At 63.0% G+C, this 11,660-nt stretch carries 8 protein-coding genes; 3 read left to right on the top strand and 5 right to left on the bottom strand.

All coding sequences use genetic code 11. The features are described 5' to 3' along the window. Positions 1 to 3: 3 nt before the first annotated feature. From EV679_RS03480 to pyrE, 5 genes are all read right to left on the bottom strand, one after another. Complete coding sequence (locus EV679_RS03480; protein ID WP_130486509.1) at positions 4 to 2,184, bottom strand: choice-of-anchor tandem repeat GloVer-containing protein; 2,181 nt, start codon at positions 2,182 to 2,184, stop codon at positions 4 to 6. A 166-nt stretch (positions 2,185 to 2,350) separates the two neighbouring features. Next, positions 2,351 to 4,894, bottom strand: a complete 2,544-nt coding sequence (locus EV679_RS03475; RefSeq protein ID WP_130486508.1) for a TonB-dependent receptor — start codon at positions 4,892 to 4,894, stop codon at positions 2,351 to 2,353. A 133-nt stretch (positions 4,895 to 5,027) separates the two neighbouring features. After that, on the bottom strand, positions 5,028 to 6,032 hold the full coding sequence (locus tag EV679_RS03470; protein ID WP_130486507.1) for a FecR domain-containing protein: 1,005 nt from the start codon (positions 6,030 to 6,032) through the stop codon (positions 5,028 to 5,030). Continuing rightward, positions 6,025 to 6,531 (bottom strand): sigma-70 family RNA polymerase sigma factor, encoded by a 507-nt coding sequence (locus EV679_RS03465; protein WP_341272959.1) that lies wholly within the window; start codon positions 6,529 to 6,531, stop codon positions 6,025 to 6,027. The genes EV679_RS03470 and EV679_RS03465 overlap by 8 nt, the downstream gene beginning before the upstream one ends. A 292-nt stretch (positions 6,532 to 6,823) precedes the next feature. Further along, positions 6,824 to 7,504 carry an orotate phosphoribosyltransferase gene (gene pyrE, locus EV679_RS03460; RefSeq protein ID WP_068367278.1) on the bottom strand — a complete coding sequence of 227 codons (681 nt, stop codon included), beginning with the start codon at positions 7,502 to 7,504 and terminating at the stop codon, positions 6,824 to 6,826. Between the two features lie 339 nt (positions 7,505 to 7,843). Between pyrE and EV679_RS03455 the strand changes: the two genes are divergently transcribed. From EV679_RS03455 to EV679_RS03445, 3 genes are all read left to right on the top strand, one after another. Continuing rightward, positions 7,844 to 8,641: an exodeoxyribonuclease III gene (locus EV679_RS03455; RefSeq protein ID WP_127775205.1), complete on the top strand. Its 798-nt coding sequence runs from the start codon at positions 7,844 to 7,846 to the stop codon at positions 8,639 to 8,641. Positions 8,642 to 9,044: 403 nt separating this feature from the next. Next, complete coding sequence (gene gdhA / locus EV679_RS03450) at positions 9,045 to 10,394, top strand: NADP-specific glutamate dehydrogenase (protein WP_193755138.1); 1,350 nt, start codon at positions 9,045 to 9,047, stop codon at positions 10,392 to 10,394. 353 nt (positions 10,395 to 10,747) lie between these two features. Then, complete coding sequence (locus EV679_RS03445) at positions 10,748 to 11,638, top strand: universal stress protein (RefSeq protein ID WP_068367282.1); 891 nt, start codon at positions 10,748 to 10,750, stop codon at positions 11,636 to 11,638. The last annotated feature ends 22 nt before the right edge of the window (positions 11,639 to 11,660 follow it).

Genomic DNA, 11,660 nt, shown 5'->3' with positions numbered 1-11,660 from the left:
AATTCAGTACGTGTGGCGCTGGCGGCGCCAGGCCCAGGCCACCGGTAATAGCGCCAGCAGGCCCAGCGGCATCCCGCCAGCGCCGCCATTGCCGTATTCCACGCTGTTGCCGTCGTCCACATTGGCAGCGGTATCCACGTAAAGCACGGCAGTGGCTGAGACTTCCGTCAGCTTGACGCTGTCGGTGCAGCTCAGGCGGTAGCGGTACGTGCCCGCCGGCTTCTCCAGGTCAATGCTGCCCTGCGGCTCTACCGGCCCGCTCCAGCTGCCATCCGACGAGGAGGCCTGGCAGTCCTTGGCCTGGAAGCTGGTCCAGGTCAGCTCGGCCTTCTGGCCCACTGCTACCTGCCCAGGGGCTGCCACCAGCGTGACTGCGCCCGAAGGCGTATTGCCGTTCAGGTCCACCGTGAACACCGCCCCTTTGTCGTCCGCCAGGAAATTGATGCCATTGCGCGACTGGTAGCCCTGCCCGCCCAGGCCGGTCACGCCGTACAGGCGGCCGTCCGAGGCTGCCTTCACGCCCAGCGGGTGATAGCCTTCGATGTCATGCTTGAAGGAGTGCAGCAACTCGAATGGCCCGGCCTCGGTACCGATGCGTGCCGGCACGATGCGGTACAGCACGCCATTGCTGACATCCTGGCCGCTTTGCTGTAGCGAGACATAGTTTTCCGCGCCCGCTTCCAGGCAACGCCGACGAAAGGTATCCATCCAAAAATCTTCGCAGGTCGGCTTGCGATCCAGTCGCAGGCGGCCATCGGCGGCATAGGAGAAGCCCCAGTGCCGGTTGGCTCCGCCGCTGGCCGTGGTGCCGTAAATGGCACCATCCTGGCCAATCGCCAGGCTGCCGCGCGGCGTGCTGCCGTCGGTACCGCTGAAGCGGTGCAATAGTTCGAAGCCGGTGCCGTCCTTGCGCATGCGATAGATCGCGCCATGAGGCAAGGGGCCGTCATAGTAGGGATAGCTCAGCGCGCCATACTGGCGCGCCGCATTATGCGCGCGGCCGCACAGGGGCGACGCGGCATTGACGACGGTGAAGGTGCCTGCGGGAATCAGGGCCGGCGAATACAACTGGCATTGCGACACGGAAGTCGTGCCATACAACCAACCATCCGGCCCTTCGATCAAGGCCGACAGGCCGACGCTCGTTTCGTCGTAACTGGTGAACACCTGCTTGCCGTACAAGGATTGCGTCGGTTCCCGTGAAGGATAATCGCGGTTGCCGTGACTGGTGACGTTGTCTTCGACATTGATTTCACCTTCCGCCAGCGTAAAGGTGTGCAGCACCGTGAAGGATGCCGGCCGGGCCGGGTCTATGCGGTACAACGAACCGACCTGCGTATCGGGCGCCACCAGCGTGCCGGCATCGAACGGCATGCCTCGGTCGTAGCCCGTCACGCCGTACAGCAACCCGTCACTGCCCAGCGTGAGTTCATTGGCAACCTGGCGCCTGCCATCCGGGCCGGGGCCGAACTCATGGATCACGCCGAAGCTGCCGTCCGCGCGCACGGAAAATATCCGTCCATGGCCCTTGGGCCCTTTATCCACGCCATAGAGATTGCCGGCTGCGTCCATGACCAGTGCGCCGTTGGGGGTATGCAATTGCCCCACCGTGGACTCGACCGCTCGCAAATGCGTGCCATCAGGATCCGCCTGGAAAACGATGCCCTGGCCCACGCCCTTGCTGTAGTTCAGGATGTAGTACGTGGTCACGTTGCCGTCGGCATCCAGCAGATCCGGTTTGTTTGCATATTCCTCGCCCTTCACGCTGGTCATGACGCCATACAGGCTCTTGCCGTCGGGCGCACGCACGGGCGTGCCGGGAATCAGGCCATACAACCGGTCGGCCTCCAGTTCCAGGCGCTCATACAGGCCAGGCGACGGTTGCAGCCAGTACAGGCCGGCTGCAGTGAAGATCGTGTTCCGTATTTCCCCTTCGAGGCCGCGCAGCGGCCCCATGCCCTTGAAGCCGCCAAACAGATAGCTGCGCTTGCGCACCGGGTCCAGGCTCAGGACCGGAGGCGCGGAAGGATAGGCCACGGCAGGCCAGCCCTTGGGGTTGTCGCCGGTGGTCGTGTCCTCGCCCGAGGAGTGGAAGGACGTCAGGTGCGTCACGCTGACAGCGGGGCTGGTACTGCCATACGCCACGCCGGCCATGGCCAGTGCCGGCACGAGAACTGCACTCATTAGGGAAAGTCGCGGCATCAGATCAGTCTCTCGGAAAAGGATTGGGATGCGCTGGCGGCATAGCCGGGCACAGCGGCAAACACGGCAGCGCTGCGAACCTGCATGGGTTGGCTGGTGCCGGTAGAAATCACGGCCTGCCCGCCCCAGGGAACGCGGCAATGCAAGCTCAGAAACGCACGGACACGGTGCCGCTGATCGTGCGGCCCGGTGCCAGGAAATAAGAACCACCGCTCATCTCGGAATAGTTGCGGTCGGTCAGGTTGTCCACCGCCATGCGCAGCGTCAGCGCCTTGCTGAATTCATAGCTGGCCCACAGATCGACGATCTGCGCGTTGGCAGCATTGGCCACGCTGATTTCCTGGAACTGCTCGGAAATCTGGTAGCGTTGCGGCGAACGCCAGCGCATCCGGCTGCCCAGCGTCAGGCGGCGCTCGAACAAGCGGGTGCCAATGGTCAGCGACGCCATCTTCCTGGGCGGCAGCATGTAGCCGATATTGCCGTCGCCAGGCTTGCCCAGCGAGGTGCTGCCTTCACCCACCATGCTGCCCAGCGGGAACGGGTCATAGCCGCCATCACCGGGATAGACAAGCATGTGGGTATAGGACACCCCGGCGAACACGACACCGGCGTCGTAATCCGCTTGCAGTTCCAGCCCACGCGAACGGAACGGGTCGTCCAGGTTGACATAGGCGCGCGGCGCGAACGTGCCCTCGCCGGATTTGCCATCCGGCGACTTCACCACGGCCATGGCCATGTAGTTGCGCACCTTGTTCTCGAACCAGGCCGCCTTCAGTTTGAAGCTATCGTGCGGCGTGAGCAGGCCATCCAGGATCAGGTTGCTGCCCAGTTCCCAGTTGGTCGCCCGCTCTTCGAGCAGGCCGGGATTGGGGTAATAAAGCATCATGTTGCCGGGGTGTGCGCCACCGATGAGGGTTTCGGTGATCGCCGGCGGACGCATGCCCTTGCCAAAGCTCGCGAACAATTGCACGGGCTCCCAGGGCTTGAACGCAGCGGAAAACCGGGGTGACACCGCGCTGGCATGACGGTTCACGCCAAAGGCCGTCCACACGTAGGTGGTTCCCGGCCGCACGCCCGGCGGGTTGGCAATGTCACCGATCATGATCTTGCCATTGCCTTCCAGGCCATACCAGTCATAGCGCAGGCCGGCCGTCAATTCCAGCCATTCGCGGTAGGACAGCGTGGCTTCGCTGAACAGGCTGGCCACCGTGCGCTTGCCTTCCGGCGTACTGCCGGTAAACCAGACCGAGTTGTAGTTCTGCTGCCCGCTCAGGGAGGTATCGCTGCTCTGGGCCTCGGGATCGGTCCAGTCATGGAAGAATTCGCTGCCCAACCGCCAGGACAGCGCGTAATCGCCCAGGTCGTAGCGTGCGGTATTTTCCAGCGAACCGCCCACCGTGCTGGTTTGATAGCGGACGTTGTAGGCGCCATAGCCCAGCTGTTCACTGCCATCGCGCTGTTCCGAGTTCCGGGTACGGGTGTAGTACAGCGCGGCGGCCAGGTCGACATGCGGATTGTCCGGTGTCCAGCGGTAATTGCCGATCAGCGTATCGCGGCGCACGCGGCTGTTCGCACTGCTTTCCCGGCTCAGGTCGCGACGCGATTCAAAACCCAGGTAGCTGAGTTTCAGGTGATGGCCGGGCGCCACCTGCCAACCCAGCTTGGCCAGGCCCGACCAGTATTCCTGCGACAGGATATAGCCCGGCCAGATCAGCTGCGCATAGGCATCGTCGGCCAGCCCGCCGTGCTTGCCCGGCTCGAAGCTGCCAAGCTTGCGGCGGCTGACTGCCGCAATCAGATCAACATCCTCGCCCAGCCGCGCCGCGACAGCCGCGCTGCCGGAAAAATGAAAAGCATTGTTGCCGGTGGTCGCCGTGACCTGGCCACCGTAACTCTCGTCCGCTGCCATGAGATCATTGGCTTCCAGCGTGCGGAAATTCACGACCCCGCCAATGACGGCAGCGCCGCCAGTGGTGGAACTGGGGCCTTTGGACACGTCCACGCCGGCGAGCAATTCCGGGTCTATATAGGCAGAGCCATTGCTGCCATGGCCGCTCTGCTGATAATTCTGGCGGGCGCCATCTATCATGACATTGACACGGCCGAAGTCCTGCATGCCGCGGATGTTGACCGACAGCCCGCCGCCCTGGCGGGAGCCTACTGAGTAAACACCGGGTACATCGGCCAGCACATCGCCAATGCTGCGCGCCGGGATGCGATCCATCTGTTCGCGCGTGACCACCGCCACGGACCCAGGGGTTTCATAGACGGCAGCGGCGCGGTCCAGTTCAGCCGTCACCAGCACGGGGGCCAGCGCTGAAACGCCATCATTCCTGCCCATGGGCACGCGTTGCAGACGGTAGCCGCCCTGGGGTGCCGCCACGGCCTCCAGGCCGCTGCCAGTCAGGAGCCGCTCCAGCGCAGCACGTTCGCCATACTCGCCATTCAGGCCCTGGCTGTTCAAGCCCTGCGTCAATGCCGGATCTATCGCCACCAGCACGCCACTGTCACGTCCGAAACGGCCCAGCACCTGGTCTAGCGACCCTGGCGCGATGTCATAGTGCCGCACAGCCACCGCAGCGCCCGCCGATTGATCGGCCAGCGCAAACCCGCTGGCCAGGCCCAGCATCGGCACCAATGCTGCCCACAGCACCGCCCGCGCCATCACCGGTGGCAAAATTTTCTGCGCCATGCCTGCGTCTTCCCTTTCTGTATCAGCCCTGTGGCAGCTCACAGGAGCTGCTTCTGATGGGCTTGATGCGCGAAAGAAGAAAACCTGCCGCTTATTTACACCGAGTTACAAACGAGAATGACTCTGACGTCGTTCACGGCGGCACCAGCGTGACCCAATAAGGCGTCATGCTGCGTACCGACACCGGCAGGATGGCGGCCACGCTGGCCAGCACCGCATCGGTATCAGCCAGGGGGAATGCCCCGGAAATCTGCAAACCGGCCACTGCCGGATCACACCGCAACCGGCCGGGACGATAGCGTCCGAGTTCATCCACGAATTCGCCCAGCGGCATGCGCTCGACCACCAACATGCCCGCTTCCCAGGAGTCGCAGATATCCTCAAACGGCCGGATCGCATCCCAGCCCGCCGGGCGCCCCCTGCCCTGCTCCCCTGCGTGCACCACTTGGGCCTGGGCCAGTGTGGCATGGCGCAACGCCACGGCGCCTTCACGGACAGCCACCCTGACATCGCCGCTGTTGAACCGGCGCACGGCAAAGCGCGTGCCCAACGGCTGGATATCCATCTGCCCGGTGCGCACCAGCATCGGCCGCCCCAGGTTGTCCGCGGCAGTCTCCAGCAGCAATTCACCGCGCAACAAAGACAGCATGCGCTGACTGCCATCGAAGTCGATATCGACAGCGCTGTCGGTATTGAGTACCAGGCGGCTGCCGTCCGGCAAGGTAATGTGTTCGCGCTCGCCTGTGCCGGTACGGTAATCCGCCATCAAGGTCGTCACGCCAGCATCCATGCGCCAGAGTGCGCTCCAGGCCAACACGCCGGTACCGGCCGAGCCCAGCATCCATTTCACTGCCTTGCGCCGGCCATTGGCACGCGCGCCGCCGGCCAGCACCTGGCGCGCCATGGGTGCCGGCGTGCCGGCGGCGCTGCGCTGTACGTCTCCACGCAAGCCTTCCAGGCGCCGCCATGCCAATTCGTGGTCCGCGCTCATTGCACGCCAGCGCCTACAGGCCTCGCGCTCCGGTTCGCCAGCCGTGCCGGATTGCAGAATGGTCACCCAGTGGATAGCCTGATCGAGCACGGCTTCCGGCACTTCGCGGCGGTCATCGCTGGGGTCGAACAGCGCGCGCTCAGCCATAGACAGCCAGATAGCAATGGCGCAGCGCCTGGGACATCGCCTTCTGCACGATATTGATGCTGATACCCATGGACTCCGCTATCTGCGGGTAGCTCAAGCCATCCAGCTGCGACAGCAGGAATACCGCGCGGGAGCGCTCGGGCAAGCCCTCCAGAACCCGGCTGACCTGGACCAGGGCTTCCAGCACCAGCGCCTGCTCTTCCACCGAAGGCATGCTGGGCTCCGGCTGGGCAGCCAGGGCTTCCATGTAGGCCAGCTCCAGCGCCTGGCGCCGGAAGTACTGAGCCGCCAGACGCGACGCCACGGTCGTCAGGTAGGCTCGCGGTTCCTTGATTTGCATCAGTGACGGCGACGGTGCGCGCAACAGCCGCTCGAACGTATCCTGGGCGAGATCCGCCGCGTTTTCCACGTTGCCCCCCAGCTTGCGCCGCAACAACGCCACCAGCCACTGGTGGTGTTCACGGTACAAGGCCTGCATGGACAGATCGGGCGTGGGCACGTAAAGCTCCTGATATTCGTGTTAACGAATGTAAATCAGTCTCAATTATATGTTGAAGAACGCTTGCAACTCTCGCCTATCGCATCTACGCCACACTTATCTGCCGGAGACGCAATGCAAAAAGCCATGGCTGCGGCGCGAACACCGCGATAGCCATGGCCTCTGTGCCACTGCACTGCAATCTACCCGGCTCGCCTGATGGGTGAACCATGGGCGGCGGCAAAAAATCCGGCCCGCCGGTATGGCGGCCGCGGGAATGGATATCCGCCCGTGCCCTCACCCCGGGCAGGCGTCAGACCGTCACGCCATAGCGGGCACGGTAGGCCAGCACATCGGCACGATAAGCTTCCATCTCGCCACGCTCGGCCAGCACCGACAGGATATCTTCCAGCGACGCAATGCTGATGACGGGCAGGCCATAGCGCTGCTGTACTTCCTCTACCGCCGAATGCGGCGCCAGGGAATCATCACTGCCGGCGCGCTCCATACGATCCATCGCGATCAGCACGGCGCACGGTTCTGCACCGGCATCACGGATCATGGCCACGGATTCGCGCACCGAAGTGCCCGCCGTAATGACGTCGTCGATGATGACCACCTTGCCGGCCAGGGGCGCACCTACCAGCACGCCGCCTTCGCCATGGTCCTTGGCTTCCTTGCGGTTGTAGGCGAAGGGCACTTCCAGGTCGCCGCCACGCGCAGCCGAACGGCTGGCCAGCGCCACGGAAGTTGCGGTCGCCAGCGGAATACCCTTGTAGGCCGGGCCAAACAGCATGTCATAGCCCAGGCCCGACGCTTCCAGCGCCTGCGCATAGAAATCCGCCAGGCGGCCCACACTGCGGCCGGTGTTGAACAGGCCCGCATTGAAGAAATACGGGCTGACCCGCCCCGACTTCGTGACAAAGCTGCCAAAGCGCAAGACACCCTCTTCCAGGGCGAAACGGACGAAATCAGTGCGAAAAGTCGTGCTCATGATAGAAAAACCGGCGATAGGCGATGAAAACCGCAATTATCCCCTATTTGCCGGCCAACCAGCGGCCTTGCCAACGACCGGATGCGCTTTCCATGCCATGACGGCGCACCGGGAAACCCCATGCTGGCGTGACGACATCGGTTAAATTGACCACGTGCCTAAGCGCAAGCCCCGGACTTCAGGCCGGGGTCGAGCGAGGCAATATCCATACGGCGCCGCAGGCGCCCCTATATCGTGGCGGAGAAGCTTCGGCCTTTAGGCCGAAGTTCTTCACCCTTGCCTGCCCCACCCGGGGCCAATGATGCCCTCTCCCCTCAACCCGCACAAAAGGATAACGGCTTGCTACGCATTACCTCGCTCAACCTGAACGGCATACGCTCCGCCTTCCGCAAAGGCCTGCCCGACTGGCTCGCCCGGCAAAGCGCCGATATCGTCTGCCTGCAGGAAATCAAGGCCCAGGATGCCGACCTGACGGATGAACTGCGCCATCCCTCGGGCTACTCCGGACATTTCCACGCCGCCGAGAAAAAAGGCTATAGCGGTGTCGGCCTGTATTTGTCGCGTCCTGCGGAACTGGTGGTGGCCGGCATGGAATCGCCGGAATTCGACCGTGAAGGCCGCATCATCCGCGCCGACTGGCCCGGATTCAGCGTCATCAGCGCCTATCTGCCCTCCGGTTCCAGCGGCGACGAACGCCAGCAGGCCAAATACCGGTTCCTGGATCATTTCGGTGCATGGCTAGATGCCCTCATGCACGAAAACCGTGCAGACGGCCGCGAGTTCATCATCTGCGGCGACTGGAATATCGCCCACCATGAGATCGACCTGAAGAACTGGAAAGGCAACCGCAAGAACTCCGGCTTCCTGCCGGAAGAGCGCGAGTGGATGACACAAGTCATTGATGAAAAAGGATTTGTCGATGTCTACCGGCGTCTGCATCCAGAGACAACCGATGAATGCTACACCTGGTGGAGCAATAGGGGACAGGCTTGGGCCAAAAATGTCGGATGGCGTATCGACTACCATGTCGCAACCCCTGGCATCGCTGCAAAAGCCCGTTCCGCGTCCATTTACAAGGACGAACGCTTCTCCGATCACGCTCCCTTGACCATCGACTACGACTTTTCGCTGGTCTGATGCCATCTTTTCCGCCGGCGCTTGCATGCGCCGGCGCGTCTCCGGGCTGCTGGCCCGCCCCAAACCCTCCCATTCCCGTCCGTTCCCGCTCCGCCAGCACCTGCGTGCTCTTGCCAGCCAGCGCTCAGACACGGCAAACGCCCCCCGGGAAATCCCGCAACGCATTGTCATGACAGGGTTTTCCGTATTTCCAAACGAACAGCAACAAGCAGCGCCAGTCTTTATCAAAAGACTGTCCCTGTTTTTAGCAAAACAGGCATTTTGATTTCAATCCGTCCCCATTTATTTTTATCGTAAGTCATTCACGCAAAAGCCTTTTTTGGTAATAGAATGCGTCTCTCGCACCGTTTTGCACCATTTTGCGCACCAAATTGTTGCGCCTACCCAAGAGGGAGCTCGCATTTTGAAGACCTTGAAGAGCCTGGACGATTTTCTGGCACAAGTCGCCCGTCGTGATCCGCACCAGCCGGAATTCCTGCAAGCCGTGCAAGAAGTAACCTCCAGTCTCTGGCCCTTCCTGCAAGCCAACCCTCGTTACGCCGAACAAGGCCTGCTGGAACGCCTGGTCGAACCCGAGCGCGCCATCCAGTTCCGCATCTCCTGGACCGACGATAAGGGTGAAGTCCATGTGAACCGCGGTTTCCGCATCCAGCACAGCTCCGCTGTCGGCCCCTTCAAGGGCGGCATGCGCTTCCACCCGTCGGTGAACCTCTCCATCCTGAAGTTCCTGGCCTTCGAGCAAACCTTCAAGAATGCACTGACCACGCTGCCGATGGGTGGCGCCAAGGGCGGTTCCGATTTCGACCCCAAGGGCCGCTCGGACGCTGAAATCATGCGCTTCTGCCAGGCCCTGGTCATCGAACTGTTCCGCCACATCGGCCCCGATACCGACGTACCGGCAGGCGATATGGGCGTGGGCGCTCGCGAGGTCGGCTTCATGGCCGGCATGATGAAAAAGCTTTCCAACCAGACCGGCGCGGTCTTCACCGGCAAGGGCCTGAGCTTCGGCGGCAGCCTGATCCGCCCGGAAGCCACCGGCTACGGCACGGTCTACTTCGCCCAGCACATGCTGCAAGCCCAGGGCAAGTCATTCGACGGCCTGCGCGTCGCGGTCTCCGGTTCGGGCAACGTGGCCCAGTACGCTGTGGAAAAAGCCATGCAGCTCGGCGCCCGGGTACTGACGGTTTCCGATTCCCAGGGCTTCGTGTTCGATGCCGAAGGCTTCACGCCGGAAAAACTGCAGGCGCTGATGCACATCAAGAACGTCGAACGCCAGCCGCTGAAGGTGTATGCCGAACGCTTCGGCCTGCCCTTCCACTCCGGCCAGCGCCCCTGGGGCGTGGTCGTCGACGTGGCTCTGCCCTGCGCCACGCAGAACGAGCTGGAAATCGAAGACGCCCGCACGCTCATCAAGAACGGCGTGATCTGCGTTGCCGAAGGCGCCAACATGCCTTCGACGCTGGAAGCCGCCCATGCCTTCATCGAAGCTGGCGTGCTGTACGCACCCGGCAAGGCCAGCAATGCCGGCGGCGTGGCTGTGTCCGGCCTGGAAATGAGCCAGAACGCCATGCGCCTGGCCTGGACCCGCGACGAAGTCGATGCCCGCCTGCAAGCCATCATGAGCGACATCCACGCCAACTGCGTGCGCTACGGCACCAGCGACACGACCGGCAAGGTCAACTACCTGGATGGCGCCAACATCGCCGGCTTCGTCAAAGTCGCCGACGCCATGTTGCAGCAAGGCCTGTATTGATCCTGGCCCGGCAAGGCCCTGCCGGCCTTGCCACACCAAGCCTGGCATATCGCCGGGCGCGCCGATCAGGCATCATGAAATAGGGACAGGGGCAGAGCCATCGCGCCGCCATCATGTTCCCACCCTGGATAGCACCAAGACAGCCCCGCACCGGAACTACCGGTGCGGGGCTGTTTCACTTATCTGGCAACTAAAGCCACGCCTGCTACCGGCCATTTTTCACGCCCGGCAGGGCCGGAACTGCGCCCTGCGTTCCTGGCGCTTGATACACGTCAAAACACGGATTGCGCCGACGCGGCATGATATCGTCAAGAGCCCGTGTTCAGCTTGGCCCCCTTGCCGGAGACAATTCCATGCCCCATTCCGACGCTGCACCGCAGCGCACCATCCTTCTGACCACCGACCTCAGCGCCCGCTGTGACCGAGCCCTGGACCGCGCCGTCCAGCTGGCCCGGTCCCGCCAGGCACGCCTGGTCGCCCTGCATGTCATCGAACCGTCCCTGACGGCGCAACTGATCACGCCCACCTGGCGCAAGCTGGCGCCGGATCACCGCAGCCTGGCCGAGCGCCGCCTGCTTGATGACCTGGCAGAAAGCGGAGTGGACATCGAAGTCCGCGTGGAACAGGGCAAGGCGCTGGATGTCATCCTGCAAGTGGCAGAAGAAACCCAGGCCGAACTGGTCGTGGCCGGTGTCGCCCGGGATGAAACCCTGGGCCGCCTGCTGCTGGGCACCACGGTGGAAAAGCTGGTGCGCCACATTCCCGTTCCGGTGCTGGTGGTCAAGGAACGTCCGCGTCACCCCTACCGCAACGTGCTGGTTGCCACCGACTTCTCCGAAGGATCGCGCCACGCCGTCGATGCCGTGGTGAACCTGTTACCAGGCACGCCTTTCAAGCTCTATCACGCCCTTGAACTGCCCACCGCGACCGGCGTACTGCACACCCAGACGCTCATCAATGGTTTCCGCCAGGCTGCCAAGCAGACCGGCGAGGAATTCCTGGACGACACGGCCGGCCTGCAGGACGGCCAGCGTCCGGAAATCCTGATTGAAATCGGCGACTCCGTCTCGCTGCTGTCCGAATACGCCTACAAGAACCATGTGGATCTGGTTGCCGTCGGCACCCACGGCCTGACTGGCATCCTGCGCACGGCCATCGGCAGCATCGCCGCCAGCCTGCTGGAAAATCTCTCTTGCGACGTACTGGTGGTACGCCAGCCCCACGACGCTGACGACGAAATCTGATCCCATCCGGATAACGCGCCAT

Origin of the sequence: Kerstersia gyiorum, assembly GCF_004216755.1 — a bacterium.
Taxonomy (GTDB): domain Bacteria; phylum Pseudomonadota; class Gammaproteobacteria; order Burkholderiales; family Burkholderiaceae_B; genus Kerstersia; species Kerstersia gyiorum.
This window is presented reverse-complemented; position numbering and strand designations above follow the sequence as displayed.

Excerpts from the sequence above, each read along its gene's own strand:
- EV679_RS03480 (WP_130486509.1), bottom strand. The coding sequence starts at position 2,184 with ATGAGTGCAGTTCTCGTGCCGGCACTGGCCATGGCCGGCGTGGCGTAT.
- EV679_RS03475 (WP_130486508.1), bottom strand. The coding sequence starts at position 4,894 with ATGGCGCAGAAAATTTTGCCACCGGTGATGGCGCGGGCGGTGCTGTGG.
- EV679_RS03470 (WP_130486507.1), bottom strand. The coding sequence starts at position 6,032 with ATGGCTGAGCGCGCGCTGTTCGACCCCAGCGATGACCGCCGCGAAGTG.
- pyrE (WP_068367278.1), bottom strand. The coding sequence starts at position 7,504 with ATGAGCACGACTTTTCGCACTGATTTCGTCCGTTTCGCCCTGGAAGAG.
- EV679_RS03445 (WP_068367282.1), top strand. The coding sequence starts at position 10,748 with ATGCCCCATTCCGACGCTGCACCGCAGCGCACCATCCTTCTGACCACC.